This window comes from Nonomuraea antimicrobica (assembly GCF_039536965.1).
GTDB lineage: Bacteria > Actinomycetota > Actinomycetes > Streptosporangiales > Streptosporangiaceae > Nonomuraea > Nonomuraea antimicrobica.
The window spans coordinates 1-16,830 of sequence record NZ_BAAAZP010000068.1 but is presented as its reverse complement, the minus strand read 5'-3'; the positions used below and the strand labels follow the sequence as shown (position 1 = coordinate 16,830).

The window sequence follows — 16,830 nt, the reverse complement described above, 5'->3', positions numbered from 1 at the left end:
CGCCCCCGGTGACCACGGCCGCCCGCCCGTCCAGCCGCAGTCCGTCCATCACGCCCAGCCCTCGGTCACGCGGCTTCCCGCCGCTCGGTCGCCTGCTCACTTCCACGCCTCCACCAGGCCGGCCGCCGTCGTACGGGTGGCGAGGAGGCTGACGGTGTGCTTCATGACGGCTCGCGCGTACTCCTCGGGGATGCCCGCGACCGCGTCCGTCACCACGGTCACCCGGTAGCCCAGATTGACGGCCTCCAGCGCCAGACCGGGGATGCCCAGGTTGAGCGAGACGCCGAGCGCGACGACGTCCGAGACGCCGAGCGAGCGCAGCGTCGTGTCGAGCGAGGTGCCGGTGAACGGCGAGAAGCCGTGATAGCGCCGGCTCTCCAGGTCGCCGCCGTCGCGCAGCCCCGGGACGACCTCCATGGCGGCCGTGCCCTCCAGCATGTGAGCGGGGTCCTTGAGGAGGGAGACGATGAAGGGGCAGTTGCCGGCGTGCGACCCGGCCCGGTCGGGACGGAACGCGGCCGTGCAGTGGACGACCGGGAGACCGGCCCGCCGGGCGGCCCCGAGCACGCGTCCGGCGTTGCCGAGGACGTCGTGACGCGAGCAGGCATCCACCAAGTCCGGAAATTTCGTGAGATCGCCGACGACACCTCGCTGCATCTCCATCACCAGCACCGCCACCCGCCCCACCGGCGACCTCCACCAAGCTTAGCCGAGCGCTTGCTTGGGAAGCATAACACCGGCACTCAGCGTCAACCCCGCTTAACGGGGGGCGAAATTTGTGCGGTCGTGACAACCCGAACCCCGGGTGAGACCGTCGAATCGAAGACGGGCATCGCCTTCTGGGGGTTGGACTTGGTCCCTGGTTACCGTGAAGTACGCCAGCTCGGCGCCGGCCGCACCGGCCGCGTGTTCCTCGCCACCTACCAGTCGACCGGCGCCTACGTGGCGATCAAGTACCTGAACGCCACCCTGCGCAGGGACGCCGAGTTCATGGACCGCTTCCGGTCGGACACCCACCAGCTCGTCGAGATCGACGACCCCAACGTGGTACGCCTCTACGAGTACGTCGAGACCCCCACCAGGGCGGCCGTGGTCATGGAGCTGGTGGACGGCGTGTCGCTGCGCACGCTGCTGGCCGAGCACGGACGCACCAGCCCGGAGGCGGCGCTGGCCGTGGTCAAGAGCACGCTGCTGGCCCTGGCGGCGGCGCACGAGCGCGGCGTGGCGCACCGGGACGTCCAGCCGGGCAACATCCTCGTCCAGGCCGACGGCACCAGCAGACTGGCCGACTTCGGCGTCGTGGTGCACGCCGAGGAGCCGGGCGTGCCCGCGGGCAGTCCCGCGTACATGGCGCCCGAGCTGTGGGCCGAGGGCAGGACGGGGCCGCCTGCCGACGTGTACGCGGCGGCGTGCGTGTTGTTCGAGGCGGTCAGGGGGCGGCCGCCGTACCGGGCGGACAAGGAGGGTGAGGACGGCGAGCCGGACGTGCCCGCGCTGCGCGACCTGCACCTCGGGCAGCCGGTGCCGCTGGAGGTGGCCCCGGACACGCTGCGCGACCTGCTGAAGCGGGGCCTGGCCAAGGACCCGACGGCCCGCTACGGCTCGGCCCGGCACTTCGCGGCCGAGCTGGAGGAGGACGCGGTCGCCGGGTACGGCCCCGACTGGGAGAAACGCGGGCGGCGGCACCTGGCGGAGCAGGCCACCCTGCTCGCCCTCCGCTTCCCGCTGGCCAGGACGGGTTCCCCGGCCACCGGCGGGCTCAAGGAACGGTTGCTGCGCATGCCCGCCCTGCCGCCGCAACTGTGGGTGGCGGGCGCGACGGTGGCCGCGGCGGCGATCGCGATCATGCTGACCGGCACCGGGCTGCCCGCCGGCCCAGGGGCGATCCTGATCCCGCCGCCCAGGGCCCAGAGCGAGCCCTCCCCCGAGGAGAGCGAGAGCCCACCGCTTCGTACGCCCACCCGGACCGCCGCCGCCCCCCGGCGAACCACCCCCGCGCCCTCTCCCCCACAGCCCACCGGTGGGCAGGGCCGGGCCTCCGTATCGCTGCCCGTCGTGCGCGCCGCCACCATCGTCCGATGGAGCGGGACGGCGGGGGCGATCGCCGTCTCGGCGGACGGGACGGGGCCGGTGCGGCTGCGCATCGCGTACACGCGGCGGGACGGGGACGACGGGACCGCCAGGACGGTCCGCCAGGAGACCCGCACCTTACGCGGGAACACGGCCTACACCAGCACCGTCGCCTACGATCCCGGTGACGTGGACTGCGGCGGGCAGACGCACGTCGGGATCGTGGTGATGACGGAGCCGGTCGCGGGCAACGGGCCCCAGGTGAGCGAGGCGGCGCTGACGGGCCCCGACTGCCCGTCCCCCACCCCCACCCCTCCTCCCGCTCCCACCGCCACTCCCACGACGACCCGCTCGGCACCGCCCACTCCGGCCCCGGAAGGCAGCACGTCCCACAGCGCCGCCCCGACACCGGCGGCCTCGGGAGCGCCGATCGCCCGACCCTCCGGCACCGCGTCCGGGAACCCGCCCGGCACTCTGTCCCAAGACCCGCCAGACACCCTGTCCGGCACCCTGTCCGGGGGCCCGGAGGGGGGCCCGGACGGGGCCCGAGCGGGGACTCGTCCGGCGCGCTGTTCCGCCGCCCCGACACCCCGTCGGCGGTCACTCTCCCGCCCTCCGGTTCGGAGCCGTCCCCGGCGTGGTGACCGCGCTCGGGCCTCGGCAGGAGCGGGCCTTGCCGGTCAACCAAGCGTGCGCTAGCTTGGCTAGCGATGAGCGGTGACATCTCTGCCTACCGGGCCGCCTGCGAGCGCGGCGAGCTGGTCATCCAGCGCTGTACGACCTGCCGGCGCCGCCTCTCCGTCCCCGAGCCGGCCTGCCCCTGGTGCGGCGGCCGGAGCCTCGTCCTCGACCCGGCCTCCGGCGAGGGCGTCGTACACACCTACACCGTCGTGCACCGCTCCTTCGCCCCCGGCTACCGGGGCCGCGAGCCCTACGTGATGGCCTGGGTGGACCTGCCGGAAGGCGTGCGGGCGTTCGGGCACGTCGTCGGCTGCCCGCCGGACGAGGTGCGCGTCGGCCTGCCCGTACGCGTGACGTTCCACGACGACCTGCCCCATTGGAGGCCCGCGTGAAGCTGGGCAACGTGCTGATCCCCGTCGCCGACCTGGACGAGGCGATCGCCTTCTACGGACTGCCGGTGAAGTTCCGCGACGGTGACCGGTTCGCCGCGCTCGACGGCGGCGGGGTGACCGTGGCGCTGGCCGGTCCTGACGAGCACGTCACCGCCTCCGCCGCGCCGTCGTACAAGGTGGACGACGTCGCGCGGTCCGTACGGGAGCTGGCGGCGCGCGGGGCCGAGGTGGTGCGGGCGCCCGAGGCAGGGCCGCACGAGTGGCGGGCCGTGCTGCGCGACCCCTCCGGAAACGTCTTCGTCCTCTACTCGCCGCTCTGACCCGCCGTTCTGATCCCGCCGTTCCGATCCCGTCCTCTGGTCTGGAGGCACCCCCCATGACCCGATCCCCCTACGGCAACTACGGCCACGCGATCCTGACCGCCGGCGCGATGCGCACGCCCGACCGGGTGGCGCTGACGTACTGCGGCGAACAGAGCTTCACCTACGACCAGCTCAACCGGAACGTCAACCGTCGCGCCAACGCCCTGCTCGCCGCCGGGATCACCCCGGGCAGGCGGGTGGCGGCGCTGCTGAACGAGACGTTACGGGTGGCCGAGGTCTACCTGGCGCAGGCCAAGATCGGGGCGGTCACGGCGGCGCTGAACCCGTACTGGCCGGTCGAGACGCTGCGTGCCGTGGTGGCCGCCTCGAAGTGCACGGCCTTCGTGTACGACGCGACCGTGGAGTCGGTGGTCGAGCAGCTCAGGCCGTCGCTGCCGGAGGTGACCGCGTGGATCGACGTACGCGAGCTGGCCGGGGCGACGGACGCGGAGCCGCCCCTGGCTGGCGCGCACGACGACCCGCTGGCCCTCTACTACACCTCGGGCACGACCGGGTTGCCCAAGGCGGTCGTGCACACGCACGCCTCGTCGCTGGCCACCGCGCAGATCTGGCTGGACGTGCCGCGCGGCCCCGACCCGGTGTTCGGGACAGGCGCGATCATCTGGGGCATCGGCTTCCCCGCCATCGTCGGGCCGGCGCTGTACGCGGGGATGCGGCTGGTGCTGGAGCAGGACTGGGGGCCGGCGAACTTCCTGCGCGTCGTCCCGCGCGAGCGCGTCACGCACGTGTCGCAGATCCCGTCGTTCTACGCGGCCCTGCTGGGCTCGCCCGAGCACGAGGGCGTGGATCTGTCGTCGATCCGGGTGATCCTGCTGGGCGGTGAGCCGCTGACGGCGACCATGCTCGACCGGATCAGGGCCAGGCTGCCGGGGGCGGGCGTGTTCTCGTACTACGGGCAGACCGAGGCCCCGTACACGTGCATGGGGCGGGTGGACGACGGCTCCACGCCGCTGGGCTCCTCCGGGCGGGCCCGTACGGGGAACGCGGTGCGCGTCACCGACCCTCACGGGAACCGGGTGGTCGACGAGGTCGGCGAGATCAACCTGGCCGGGCCGCACCGGATGGCCGAGTACGACGGCCTGCCCGACAGGACGTCGGAGGTGCTGCGCGGCGAGTGGTACGTGGGCGGCGACCTCGGCACGCTCTCCCCCGACGGCGTGCTGCGGGTGCTCGGCCGCAGGGAGGACGCGATACTCAAGGGCGGGATCTGGACCCAGCCCGCCGCGATCGAGGAGGCCGCCTCCGCGCAGGACGGGGTGGCCGAGGCGGGCGCGGTCGGCGTCCCGGAGGGGGCGGCGGAGCAACAGGTGCTGCTGGCCGTCGTGCCCAGGGCCGGGCACCCGCTCGACCCGTCCAAACTGGCGCTGGCCCTGGCCGAACTCCTGCCCGAGCACCAGCGGCCCGACCACATCGTGGTGGCCGACGAGCTGCCGCACTCCCAGGACGCCTCCGGCGGTCCTGGCAAGCTGCTGCGCGGGCGGATCCGCGAGCTGCTGGGGTGAGCGGGCACTCCGCCGCCGGGGAGGGCGCGTACGAGCACGAGGTCAAGGCACTGCTTCGCGAGGCCGGGGTGGCGGTGCCGCGCGGGGTCGTGATCCCCTGCGCGGGCCCCGACCTCGACTCCGGGACGGCGCGGGAACCGGACGTCGCCACGCCGCGAGAGCCGGACTCCGGGGCGGCGAAGGAGCCGGACTTCGGGGCGCGACTGGACTTCGGGGCGGCCAAGGAGCTGAGCGAGCCGCTGGTGCTGAAGGCCTACGGGCCGGGGCTGACGCACAAGTCCGAGGCCGGTGCCGTGGTGCTGGGGCTGCGCCACCACCAGCTCGCCGCAGTGGCGGGCGACCTGGCGAAGCGGCTGCGACCCGCGGGCTTCCTGGTCGAGGAGCAGGCCGAGCCCGGGGTCGAGCTGATCGTGGGCCTGGTGCGGGATCCGGCGTTCGGGCCGGTGCTGCTCGCCGGGCTGGGCGGGGTGTGGACGGAGGCGCTGCGCGACACGGCCCTGCGGCTCTGCCCGATCTCCGCGGCGGACGCGCGGCGCATGCTCGCCTCCCTGCGCGGGGCCGCGCTGCTGGACGGCTGGCGCGGCGGCCCGCCGGTGGACGTGGACGCGGTGGTCGAGCTGCTCATGACGGTGGGCGGGCCAGGAGGGCTGTGGGAGCGGTTGGAGCTGGGCGAGTTCGAGCTGAACCCGGTCATCGCGGGGCCGTCCGGGGTGATCGCGGTCGACGCCCGCTACCTGCCGGACAGCGCGGCGGCCGTCACCCGGGACGCCGCTGCTCCCACCAGCCTTCCGGGCCGCACCGTGCCCGCCGGCCCTCTGGACGGTCGTGCTGTGGACGACCCGCCCGTGACGGACTTCCTGCCGCTCTTCGAGCCGAAGGCCGTGGCGGTCGTCGGGGCGTCCACGTCCCGGCCGAACTTCGGGAACATGTTCCTCGGCTTCTACCGCGACGCGGGCGTCCCGCTGGTGGCCGTGCATCCCACGGCGGACGAGGTGGCCGGGGTGCCCGCCGTGCCCTCGCCGGCGGCGGCGGGCGTGGACTACGCCCTGGTCGCCGTGCCGGCCGAGCGCTGCGCCGAGGTGTTGCGCCAGGCGCGCGGGGTGGCGTTCGTGCAGGTGATGAGCGGTGGGTTCGGCGAGGCCGGGCGGCCCCGGCTGGAGGCGGAGCTGGTCGCGGCGGCGCGGGCGGCCGGGACCCGGCTGCTGGGGCCCAACTGCATGGGCGTGTACTGCCCCAGGGGCGGTCAGACGTTCGTCGGCGGCGGGATCGGGCCGCCGGGGACGATCGCGCTGATCTCGCAGAGCGGCGGACTCGCGGGCGAGGTGATCAAGGTCGGGGAGCGGCGCGGCCTGGCGTTCAGCAGGGTCGTCACCGTCGGGAACGCGGCCGACGTCACCCCCGCCGAGCTGCTGCGCTGGCTCGCGCGTGACGCCGAGACGCGGGCCGTCGGGCTCTACCTGGAGGATCCGCGTGACGGGCGTGACCTGTACGCGGCGCTGCGGGCCACCGAGTTGCCGGTGGTGCTGCTGGCGGGCGGGCGTACCGGGCAGGGGCGGCAGGCCGCGGCCTCCCACACGGGCGGCCTGGTGAGCGACCGGCGGATCTGGGAGGCGGTGGCCGAGCAGACCGGCGCGGCGCTGGTGTCAAGCCAGGACGACCTGATCGGCGTGCTGGCGTACTTCCAGGCGCACGGCGCGCGGGCCGTCCAGGGGGAGCAGGTGCTGGTGGTGGGGCCGAGCGGCGGTGCGAGCGTACTGGCGGCCGACGCGTTCGACCTGGCCGGGGTGCGGCTCGACCCACTGCCGGGCGACCGGCTCGACGCGCTGCGCGGGCTCGGGGTGGTGGCGGCGGGGAACCCGCTGGAGGTGCCCGTCGGGCCGCTCGGCCGGGCCGGGCTCGTGACCGAGGTGATCGGGGTGCTCGCGGGGCCGTACCGGGACGTGGTGGCGCACGTGAACGTCCTCGCCTTCTTCACGTACGGAGGCGGGGACGGGGCCGAGCCCCTGTACGCCTACGCGCGGGCCCTGGCGGGAGCCCAGCGGGCCCGCCCGAGCACCAGGATCACCCTCGTCACCAGGAACGGCGAGTGCGCGCCCCCAGGCGTCGAGGACGAGGTCAGGCGGATCGCGGCCGAGGCGGGGATCCCCGTCTACCGGTCCATGGAGGCGGCCGCCGTGGCCGTCGCGGCAGGAGGACGTCATGGGATTGCTTGACGGCAAGGTCGCGCTGATCACCGGCGGCGCGCGGGGCATGGGGGCGGCGCACGTGCGGCTGTTCCTGGAGGAGGGCGCGCGGGTGGTGTTCGGGGACGTGCTGGACGAGGAGGGCAAGGCGCTGGCGGAGGAGACCGGGGCCGCGTACGTGCGGCACGACGTGACGAGCCCGGCGGAGTGGCGGCGGGCCGTGGGGACGGTCACGGAGCTGCACGGCAGGCTGGACATCCTCATCAACAACGCCGGGATCCTGAAATTTCGGCGTATCGAGGAAATGTCGCTCGAAGACTTCGACCGGGTGATCGGCGTGAACCTCAGGGGCACCTGGCTGGGGATCAAGTCGGTCATCGACCCCCTGAGGGCCGCCGGGCGGGGCTCCATCGTGAACATCTCCTCGATCGAGGGGTACGTCGGAGCCGAGGGGCTGTCGGCGTACTCGGCCTCGAAGTTCGGGGTGCGCGGGATCACCAAGTCGGCGGCGCGGGAGCTGGCCCGGTTCAAGATCCGGGTGAACTCGGTGCACCCCGGCGCGATCAACACCCCCATGGTCACGGACCCGGACCTGATGAACGCGATCGACGCCGACGCCTTCGCCAAGTCCATGGTCATCAAGCGCTTCGCCAAGCCCGTGGAGGTCTCGCACGTGGTCGCGTTCCTGGCCTCCGACCGGGCCAGCTACTGCACGGGCAGCGAGTTCACGGTGGACGGAGGGCTGCTGACGGGCGCAGGGTACTGAGACCTCACCTGAAGGTAGATCTTTTTCTATTAAACCACCTAGCTACGGACATTTCTGGCAGCATCGCTGACCTGCGGTTTCTAACCCATGGGAGACAGGCTTCTCCCGTGGGTGCGCTATGACCTGGGGTTACGACACGATAACCTCACTCATCACGGAAGATGACAGGTCTCCGGTTTTGTCACACCAGTCAAGGGTTATCCCCCCTTGCCCAAGGCTGCGTGGATAAGGCTGGACTTGCCCGGAAGGCTCCCCCACACTTCCATGACGCCAGAGATCCAGAAGTACATCGAGCTGCTCGAGAGCCAACTCGGCTACTCGGAGAAGTCGGACTCGTACACGAAGTTCGGCGAGTGGTACGGCAAGAACGTCGAGTTCGACGCCGACTACAGCTCCGCGCCGTGGTGCGACATGTACCTCTCCTGGGCCGCGCACAAGCTCGGCTACGAGGAGTGGATCGGGCAGTTCGCCTGGACGGTGGCGCATGCCAAGTGGTTCAAGAAGCAGGACGCCTGGGGGAAGACGCCCGAGGTCGGCGCGTTCGTCTTCTACGACTGGAGCGGCTCGAACGACGTCGACAAGATCGACCACATCGGCGTCGTGACGAAGATCGAGAACGGCCGGATCTTCACCATCGAGGGCAACATCGACGGCGGCGTGGCCAAGCGCAAGGAACGCGACACGAGCAAGGTCGTCGGGTACGGCTACCCCGAGCGCATCAAGGACCGGCTGGACGAGGCGGCGGCCGAGAAGAAGGCGAAGGAAGCCGAGAAGCAGGCGGAAATGCCGGGTGAGCAGGTCGGACACGTTGGCACGCTCCAGCTCCCCGGTGAGGGCCTCAACACGCTGATCCCCAGGAACGACGGGACGCGGCCCGCCCAGGGCCCGCTGGTGGCCGGACAGGGACAGGACCGGATCCAGTCCCAGACGCCCGCCCGGGAGGAGTCGCCGTCCAAGGGGCAGACCGAGGGCCAGACGCCCGAGGAGGCCCAGGGCCGCGCCCAGGCCCAGGCCCCGGCCGCCGAGTCACCGTCGAAGTCGCAGGCGTCGTCCCCGTCAGGCAGGCCCGCGACCTCCTCGGACTCCACGTCGACCACCGGCTCCGCGTCCGCCGCCGACTCCCGCTCGGCCGCGCCCTCGCCCTCAGCCTCGGCCTCGGCCCCGGCCGAGCAGAGCCCGCAGGCCACCGCCTCCGCCGCGCCCGGCACGGTCAAGAAGGGCAAGCACGCCAAGCCGACCACCGCCGACACCGAGGAGGCGACCGGCGAACCGCTCCCCACGCACGCCGACGCCACCGCCACCGGCCCGCTCCCGGCCGTCAACACCCCGACGCTGGTCGGCTCCGCCCTGGTCGCCGCGCTGGCGCTGCTGGCCGTGGCCAAGACCCGCCGCCTGCGCCTGGGCGCCTCCGCCAAGCCCGCCGAGCAGCCGGTACGCCCGTCCCGCGCCAAGGGCCGCCGCCGTCGCCGCAGGTTCGCCGAGGTGCCCGTGACCGTGCCCACGGCTGTGCCCACGGCTGTGCCCGTGACCGCGGCCCCGAGCCGCCCCGCCACCGTACGCCGCACCGCGGTGGAGCTCCCGGACACCGCCGAGCGCCTGGCCGCGGCCACCGCTCTCCGTTCCCTCACTGCCTCAGCCGCCGCCCACCCCACCACCCCACGTCATGAGGCCCGCCCCGCGGGCGCAGGACACGCCGGAGCGGGAAACGCCGGTGCCGGGCACGCCTGGACCAACGACGGGACTCGCGACAGGACTCACGACGGGGCGCGGCCCGCGAGCGGCCGGGACGCGGCCGCGCGGCGCGCCAGGCACCGGAAGATGCCGCTCGACACCCGCCCGTTCGACCTCGCCACGGACGCGGCCCCGCGCCACCGTACCCCCGCCGACCACCGCCCCGGCCCGGTCACGGGCCCGTTCACACCGGCGTTCGACCACGAGCCCTACGAGCCCGACTTCGACGGCGGCCGGTTCCGCTTCACCGACGAGACCGGGCCCCTGGAGGTCGTGCTCGACACGGGACCGCTGCAGCGCGTCGTGGACACCGGCTCGTTCGAGCGCATCCTCATCCCGGGCGCGAGCAGCACGTTCGATGCGTTCTCCCCGCCGAGGACGAGGCGCGGCGACGTGCTCGACTCCCCCGGCCACCGCGGCTCCCCCTACCGGGGACGCCGACGGCGGCGCTCCGCCGACGAGCCCGCCGCGTTCCAGCACGACACTCCGCTGCGAGGCCGCCGCCACCGCCGGATGGAGGACGAGCGCCTCCTGGTGGCCGCCGCCCCCTCCGGACGTGGCCGCCACCGAGCCTGAAGCGACCCCGTCGAGCCGAGGACCCCGTCGCGGAGCACGCGCGTCCCGTTGCAAGGAGGAGTGGCCCCGGCCATGCCGTACGAGCCGGATGGGCGCGATCGTCACGCGGACGGGCTCGTGACGCCGTACTCTCCGGCGAAGGAGGCCAGCCGGGAGACCGCGTCCCGGCTGCGCGTCCACGGGCGGACGATCAGCCGCTCCACGCCGAGCGCCGCCCAGTCGGCCACCTCCTCGGGCCCCGCCAGCGCGTACGCGTGCGCCGTCACCGGCACGCCCGACCCCAGCCGGGCCATCTGAGGTTTGATCGACTCGATCGTGTGCGGCATGCTGATCCACCCGTCGCACAACCGGGCCGCCCGGCGCAGCGCGGCGGGCGACTCCCCTCCGGCCAGCACCGGGAGCCGTCGCTGCACCGGCTTGGGCTCGAAGGCGACCTCGGGGAAGGAGTAGAACCGGCCGGAATGGGCGACCACGGGCTCGCTCCAGAGCCGCCTGACCACCTCGATGGCCTCGTCCAGCCGAGCGCCCCTGGTGTCGAACGGCACTCCTGCCGCGTCCCACTCCCCCCGATACCAGCCCGCCCCGACGCCGCAGACGGCCCGTCCAGACGAGAGCACGTCCAGGGTGGCGAACGCGCGTGCCGACACGAACGGGTGACGCAGGGCGAGGAGCTGCACGGCCGTGCCGAGCCTGACGCGGGAGGTGAGGGCGGCCAGCCAGCACAGGTACGCGGGCGCGTCGAACAGCGGCGTCGACGGCTTGATCCCCGGATCCGACGTGCCCGGGTACACCGCCGTGGACAGGTCGGTGGTGAAGACGAGGTGCTCGGGCAGCCACACCGACTCGAACCCCAGCTCGTCGGCCGCCACCGCCACGTCCTTCCAGGCGGCCGGGTGGAGGAGCCCGAGAGGGACGCCGAACTTCACGGGTGCCTCCGTGGTGGGGGGCCATCGACGATGGCGGCGCGCAGGCGTTCACGATGGGCGGCGGAGGTGCCGTACGCGCTGGACAGCGACCAGGCCCGCGCGAGCCAGAAGCGCAGGTCCAGCTCCTCGGTGTAGCCGATGGCCCCGTGGACCTGCAGCGCCGCCCGCGCCGCCAGCACGGCCGCCTCCCCTGCGGCGGCCTTGGCCGCGCTCACGTCCCGCCCGGCGACCTCCGCCAAGCCGCCTCTCGCCCCCGCAGCACCCTCGGGAACGCCGCCCGCCGCCACACCGCTCTCTGAGAGAGCATCCACCGAGAGAGCGGCCCGCCACACCAGCGGAGCCGCGAACTCCACCGCCACGGCCACGTCGGCGAGCCGGTGCTTGACCGCCTGGAAGGAGCCGATGGGCGCGCCGAACTGGGTGCGGACCTTGGCGTAGTCGACGGTGACCGCGAGCAACTGCCTGGCGACCCCGATGAGCTGGGCCGCGGTGGCCACCGTGGCCGCCCGCAGCGCCCGCGCGACATCGCCCGCCCACTCCCCCGACGCCAGGTCCTCCGACTCCTCGAAGCGCACCTCGAACACCGGCCGGCACGGGTCCACGGCGGGCCGGGGCTCGAGCCGTGCGGACCGCCGGGTGACCAGCCGTGCCCCGCCGTCCCGTACGACCACGAGCAGGTCGGCCAGGTCGGCGTCCGCCGCGTACGCCTGTCCCGGCGGCAGCACGGCCACGGTCACCGCGCCGGAGGCCAGCTTGGGCACCCCGCCCAGCAGGTACGCCGCCACCACGGCCGTCTCCACGACCGGCCCCGGCAGGCAGGCGCGCCCGCTCTCCTCCAGCGCGGGCAGCACGTCGATCAGCCGGAGCCCGAGACCGTCGGACTCGGGAGGCAGCAGCAGCCCGAAGAACCCCAGCTCGGCAAGCCGGTCCCAGGCCGGTCGCCGCTCGGCGCGCAGCGCGGCGGGCGGGCAGTGGACGCGCAGCACGTCACGCACGGTCGCGGCCAGCGCGAGCTGCTCGGCGGTGAAGGAGACGTTCATCGCGGCAGCCCCAGGACTCGTTCTGCGACGATCGTGCGCTGGATCTCGTTCGTGCCCGCGTAGATGGGCCCCGCCAGCGAGAACAGGAACCCGTCCAGCCAGCCCGCCGTACCCGCCCGGTCGCCCAGCAGGTCCATGGCCAGGGCGTGCATGCGCAGGTCCAGCTCGGACCAGAAGATCTTGCCCAGGCTGGCCGCCGGCCCGAGTTCCTCGCCCGCCGCGATCCGGCGGGCCGTCCCGAACGTGTGCAGCCGGTACGCCTCCGCCTCCACCCAGCACCTGGCGGCCCGATCGGCGAGTGCCGGGTCGGCGTCGCGGGCCAGCGCCACGAGCCGGTCGGCGGTGGCCAGGAAGCGTCCTGGGCTGCGCAGGGTCAGGCCGCGTTCTGAGGAGGTGGTGGCCATTGCGATCCGCCAGCCCTCGCCGACCTGGCCGAGCACCATCGGGGCGGGCACGTACACGCCGTCGAAGTGCAGCTCGGCGAAGCCGGGCAGGCCGTCGAGCTGCGCGATCGGGCGTACGCCGACGTCGGACATCGGGAACATGAAGTACGTCAGGCCCTGGTGCCGTTCGCCGGAGGTGCGGAAGAGGCCGAAGCCGTGGGTGGCGTGGGCGGCGCGCGAGCTCCACGTCTTGTGGCCGTACAGGCGCCAGCCGCCGGGCGCGGGTTCGGCGCGGGAGGTGAGTGCGGCCAGGTCGCTGCCCGCCTCGGGCTCCGACCACGCCTGCGCCCACACCTCCTCGCCCCTGGCCATCCCGGGCAGCCACCGCTCGCGCTGCTCGGGGGTGCCGAAGCGCATCAGGGACGGGCCGAGGAGGAAGATCCCGTTCTGGGTGACGCGGGCGGGGGCGCCGGCGGCCCAGTACTCCTCCTCGAAGATCAGCCATTCGACGAGGGTGGCGGCGCGGCCGCCGTACTCCTCGGGCCAGGAGACGACGGACAGGCGCGCGCCCGCCAGCTCCGCCTCCCAGGCCCGGTGCGCGCGGAAGCCCTCGGGGGTGTCCATCGACGGAAGCGGGCCCGGCACGTGCGCGCCGAGCCAGTCGCGGACCTCGGCGCGGAAGTCCCGCTCGGCCCGGGAGAAGTCGAGATCCACGACACCCAACCTAGCGCACGCTTGGTTGAGTTGCCAGGCCGACGGAGCCGATAAACGCGGGGGTTCGCTTTACGCTAGGAGCCGTGCAGGGACTGCTGCTACGGCTCTCAAGCCTCGACGCCGACGCGGAGAGCGCGGTGCGGGTCATCGCCTACTTCGACTCGCTGGTGCGCGACCACGCCAGCGTGCCGGTGCTGCTCGCCGCCACCGCGCGGCTGACCCAGTGCCCGGTCGGCCTGCTCGACGCGGCCACCGGCCGCAGCACCCGCACCTCGCCCGGCGGCCCCGTCGACGCTCACGCCGCCGTCCCGGCCTCGGCCAGGACGCTCGGCTCCGGGCTCGGGTCGGTCTGGATGGAACGCGAGGGGCCCGCGCACGGGCTCGACGAGATCGTGCTCGAACGCTACGCCGCCGCGGCGGAGGTCACCCTCGAACGCGCCGCCGCGCTGGTACGGGCCGGGCAGGACCCGGCGCTGGTCGAGCTGGCGCTATCGGCCCAGAGCCGCGAGGCCGAACAGGCCAGGGCGCTGCGCCTGCTCGGCTTCGACCCGGCCGCGCCCCTCCAGGCACTGGCGATCGCGCTGCCGGACCGGGGCCTGGCCGCGGGCCTGCGGACGATGGGCCACCACGTACGGGCCGCCACGGTCGGCGACACCGAGGCCGTCCTGGTCACCACCACCCTGCCCCACCTCACGATCCGGCGGGAGGGCGGCCACGCGTCCGCCTCGCCACGGAGGTCCATCGACCTCGGGCCCGAGCTGACCGACGGGGCCAGGGTCGGCATCGGTCCCGAGCTGCCCGGCGCGCGGGCCGCCGAGTCGTGGGCGGGCGCCCGCACGGCGCTGCGCTTCACCGGCCCTCACGACCGCGTGATGCGCTGGTCGGAGCTCGGCGCGCTGGCGCTGTTCGCCGACCTCCCCGAGCGGGCGATCGCGGACCTGGACGACGTCCGGGCGATGGCCCGCCTCGGCGAGGAGTCGCGGCTGGCCGTGCGGGCGTTGTGCATGGCGGGGTCGGTGCGCGGCGCGGCCGTCGTCGTGCACCTGCACCACAGCTCGCTGGCCACGCGCATCGCCCGCGCGGAGGCCGTGCTCGGCTTCTCGCTGGCCGACCAGTCCGGGCGCACCCGCGCCTATCTGGCCCTGGCCCTGGTACGCCTGCTCGCCGGCACCAGAGCCGAGCCGCCCGCCGACGGCGTCAGAGGCCGAACGCCCGCCTGAGCGCCGCCTCCCTCGCCTGCCTGGCCCGCCTGCTCAGCTCGACGTCGGGCACCGTCATGTCGAACCCGTGGAACGCCCCCGGGTAGAGGTGGAACTCGGTCGAGACCTCCGCCTGCGCCAGCCGCCGGGCGTAGTCGACGCACTCGTCCCTGAACACCTCCAGCTCGCCCACGTCCACGAACGCCGGAGGCAGCCCCGACAGGTCGGTGGCGCGGGCCGGGGCCGCGTACGGCGGGACGTCGTCGGTGCCGACCCGGTCGCCGAGCAGCGCGGTCCAGCCAAAGACGTTGGACGCGCGGTCCCACGTCACGGCCTCGGCGAACTGGTGGCTGGACGGCGTGATGTTGCGGTCGTCGAGCATCGGGCAGACGAGGAGCTGGAAGGCGATCTCGGGGCCGCCCCGGTCCCTGGCCAGCAACGCGGTCGCGGCGGCCAGCCCGCCGCCCGCGCTGGCCCCGCCCACGGCCAGCCGGCTCGGGTCGATGCCCAGCTCGGCGGTGTGCTTGGCGGTCCAGACGAGCCCGGCGTAGCAGTCTTCGACGGGCGCGGGGTACGGGTGCTCGGGCGCGAGCCGGTAGTCCACCGACACGACGACCAGGCCGAGCCGCTCGGCGTAGCCGGCCATCATGGCGTCGTCCATCTCCGGCGCGCCGAGGATCATGCCGCCGCCGTGGATCCAGTAGAGCGCGGGCCGGTTCTCGCCCGTCTCCTCCGGCCGGTAGATCCGCAGGCGGAGGTCCGGCGCCCCCTCGGGGCCTGGCACCATGCGGTTCTCGATCGGCACCCGCGTCTCCGGGACGGGAATCGCGGCGATCATCGCGTTGATCTCCGTGCGGTGTCCGATGAGGTACTCGTTCGTCATCATCGACGGGTCCATCGCGGGCATCTGGGTCTGCTCGATCGCGGCGCGCAGCTCGGGGTCGAGATTGGGGTGAAACGCCATAGGATTTCCCTTTCGCGATAATTTCGAGGCTACCCGTTGATGGTCTGAGCACGGGACATGCGCGGACAACCGCCAGGCGGCGGCGATTACCCGCCTTGGGCCCGCCGTCCGGCGGCTCCGGAGACTCGCCCACGGCGCGGTGGGCACGACGATCTCAAGGACTGGATAGGGCCGCTCCGGCACGGGCATGCTCAGCCCATGTGCCATTCCACCGACAGCAGACCGCCCGCCCCGCCGATCCAGGGCGCGGTGGCCTCTCACGAGCAAATAGAGCTGACCGCCGTCGACGGCAACCGCTTCCTCGCCTACCGGGCCGAGCCCGCCGAGCCTAACGGGCGCAGCGTGGTGATCCTGCCCGACGTCCGCGGGCTGCACCCGTTCTACCGCGACCTGGCCGTACGCTTCGCCGAGGCGGGCTTCGGCACGATCGCGATCGACTACTTCGGGCGTACCGCGGGGCTGGGGGAGCGCGGCGCCGACTTCGACTTCATGTCGCACGTCAACCGGCTCACCAACGACCAGGTCAGGGCCGACGCCAGGGCCGCCACCGAGGCGCTCGACGGGCCGGTGTTCACGGTGGGCTTCTGCCTGGGCGGCGCCCAGTCGTGGCGGCAGGCCGCCGAGGGCAACGGGCTGGCCGGCGGGATCGGCTTCTACGGCGCGCTGCGCTTCATCGACGCGCCCACGTCGGGGCCGGGAGCGCCGCTGCTGCTGCTCAGGGGCGGGGCCGACACGGTGTCCACGCCGGAGGAGTTCGCCGCGTACGAGGCCGCGCTCGACCGGGTGGGCACCGAGCACGAGGAGCACATATACGAGGGCGCGCCGCACTCGTTCTTCGACCGCTCCTCCGCCGAGTGGGCCGACGCCTGCCAGGACGCCTGGCGCCGCATCCTCTCCTTCACCGAGCGCCACTCGTAGCCGCACCCGCCGTCGCGGGCGTCGCGGCCTTTGTGGGTCAGGGCCGTCTAACCCAGGTAGGCGGCCCTGACCACCGGGTCCTCCCGCACCTCGGCCGGCGACCCCGCCGCGATGACCCTGCCCAGGTCCAGCACCACGATCCGGTCGCACGTCTCCATCACGAACCCCATGTCGTGCTCCACCAGCAGCACGGTGGTGTCCAGCCCTCTGACGACCTCGGCCAGGTGGGCGCTCTGCCCCGCGTCCAGGCCCGAGGTGGGCTCGTCGAGCAGCAGCAGCCGGGGCCGGTCGGCCAGGGCGCGGGCCAGCTCGACCAGCCGCCGCTGCCCGACCGGGAGCGCCGCCGCGTACGCGTCGCGCTGCGCGCCGAGCCCGCACAGCTCCAGCACCTCGGCCACCGTC

General features: G+C 73.8%; 15 protein-coding genes. 9 read left to right on the top strand and 6 right to left on the bottom strand.

From position 1 onward, the window contains the following. Positions 1 to 96: 96 nt before the first annotated feature. Complete coding sequence (locus ABD844_RS17625; RefSeq protein ID WP_344878254.1) at positions 97 to 687, bottom strand: cysteine hydrolase family protein; 591 nt, start codon at positions 685 to 687, stop codon at positions 97 to 99. Positions 688 to 786: 99 nt separating this feature from the next. Between ABD844_RS17625 and ABD844_RS17620 the strand changes: the two genes are divergently transcribed. The 7 genes from ABD844_RS17620 to ABD844_RS17590 all read left to right on the top strand — a co-directional run bounded on the left by ABD844_RS17620 (position 787) and on the right by ABD844_RS17590 (position 10,284). Next, on the top strand, positions 787 to 2,769 hold the full coding sequence (locus ABD844_RS17620) for a serine/threonine-protein kinase (RefSeq protein WP_344878251.1): 1,983 nt from the start codon (positions 787 to 789) through the stop codon (positions 2,767 to 2,769). A gap of 11 nt (positions 2,770 to 2,780) precedes the next feature. Then, the gene (locus ABD844_RS17615; protein WP_344878248.1) at positions 2,781 to 3,143 is read left to right on the top strand and encodes a Zn-ribbon domain-containing OB-fold protein; all 363 of its coding nucleotides are present in this window, start codon (positions 2,781 to 2,783) and stop codon (positions 3,141 to 3,143) included. Beyond that, positions 3,140 to 3,463, top strand: coding sequence for a VOC family protein (locus ABD844_RS17610; RefSeq protein ID WP_425568597.1), 324 nt, complete (start codon positions 3,140 to 3,142; stop codon positions 3,461 to 3,463). The genes ABD844_RS17615 and ABD844_RS17610 overlap by 4 nt, the downstream gene beginning before the upstream one ends. A gap of 56 nt (positions 3,464 to 3,519) precedes the next feature. Continuing rightward, entirely contained in the window at positions 3,520 to 5,028 is a 1,509-nt protein-coding gene (locus tag ABD844_RS17605) for a class I adenylate-forming enzyme family protein (RefSeq protein ID WP_344878244.1), read from the top strand. Next, entirely contained in the window at positions 5,025 to 7,241 is a 2,217-nt protein-coding gene (locus tag ABD844_RS17600) for an acetate--CoA ligase family protein (RefSeq protein ID WP_344878241.1), read from the top strand. The genes ABD844_RS17605 and ABD844_RS17600 overlap by 4 nt, the downstream gene beginning before the upstream one ends. Beyond that, positions 7,228 to 7,977 (top strand): glucose 1-dehydrogenase, encoded by a 750-nt coding sequence (locus tag ABD844_RS17595; protein WP_344878240.1) that lies wholly within the window; start codon positions 7,228 to 7,230, stop codon positions 7,975 to 7,977. Before ABD844_RS17600 ends, ABD844_RS17595 begins: the two co-directional genes overlap by 14 nt. A gap of 264 nt (positions 7,978 to 8,241) precedes the next feature. Next, a complete protein-coding gene (locus ABD844_RS17590; RefSeq protein WP_344878238.1) occupies positions 8,242 to 10,284 on the top strand; it encodes a CHAP domain-containing protein in 2,043 nt (680 codons plus the stop codon). A 101-nt stretch (positions 10,285 to 10,385) separates the two neighbouring features. Here the strand turns inward: ABD844_RS17590 and ABD844_RS17585 are convergent, their stop codons facing one another. The 3 genes from ABD844_RS17585 to ABD844_RS17575 are packed head-to-tail and all read right to left on the bottom strand — an operon-like array spanning position 10,386 to position 13,347. After that, positions 10,386 to 11,210: a TIGR03619 family F420-dependent LLM class oxidoreductase gene (locus tag ABD844_RS17585; RefSeq protein ID WP_344878235.1), complete on the bottom strand. Its 825-nt coding sequence runs from the start codon at positions 11,208 to 11,210 to the stop codon at positions 10,386 to 10,388. Continuing rightward, a complete protein-coding gene (locus ABD844_RS17580) occupies positions 11,207 to 12,250 on the bottom strand; it encodes an acyl-CoA dehydrogenase family protein (RefSeq protein WP_344878231.1) in 1,044 nt (347 codons plus the stop codon). The genes ABD844_RS17585 and ABD844_RS17580 overlap by 4 nt, the downstream gene beginning before the upstream one ends. Further along, positions 12,247 to 13,347: an acyl-CoA dehydrogenase family protein gene (locus ABD844_RS17575; protein ID WP_344878228.1), complete on the bottom strand. Its 1,101-nt coding sequence runs from the start codon at positions 13,345 to 13,347 to the stop codon at positions 12,247 to 12,249. Before ABD844_RS17575 ends, ABD844_RS17580 begins: the two co-directional genes overlap by 4 nt. Before the next feature lie 83 nt (positions 13,348 to 13,430). Between ABD844_RS17575 and ABD844_RS17570 the strand changes: the two genes are divergently transcribed. Then, positions 13,431 to 14,567 carry a helix-turn-helix domain-containing protein gene (locus ABD844_RS17570; protein ID WP_344878225.1) on the top strand — a complete coding sequence of 379 codons (1,137 nt, stop codon included), beginning with the start codon at positions 13,431 to 13,433 and terminating at the stop codon, positions 14,565 to 14,567. Here the strand turns inward: ABD844_RS17570 and ABD844_RS17565 are convergent. Beyond that, positions 14,545 to 15,510, bottom strand: a complete 966-nt coding sequence (locus ABD844_RS17565) for an alpha/beta hydrolase (protein WP_344878222.1) — start codon at positions 15,508 to 15,510, stop codon at positions 14,545 to 14,547. The genes ABD844_RS17570 and ABD844_RS17565 overlap by 23 nt on opposite strands. A 198-nt stretch (positions 15,511 to 15,708) precedes the next feature. Between ABD844_RS17565 and ABD844_RS17560 the strand changes: the two genes are divergently transcribed. Further along, entirely contained in the window at positions 15,709 to 16,428 is a 720-nt protein-coding gene (locus ABD844_RS17560) for a dienelactone hydrolase family protein (RefSeq protein ID WP_344878219.1), read from the top strand. A 47-nt stretch (positions 16,429 to 16,475) separates the two neighbouring features. Here ABD844_RS17560 and ABD844_RS17555 read toward each other — a convergent pair. Next, on the bottom strand, positions 16,476 to 16,830 hold a 355-nt coding region (locus tag ABD844_RS17555), incomplete at its 5' end, for an ABC transporter ATP-binding protein C-terminal domain-containing protein (protein ID WP_344878216.1).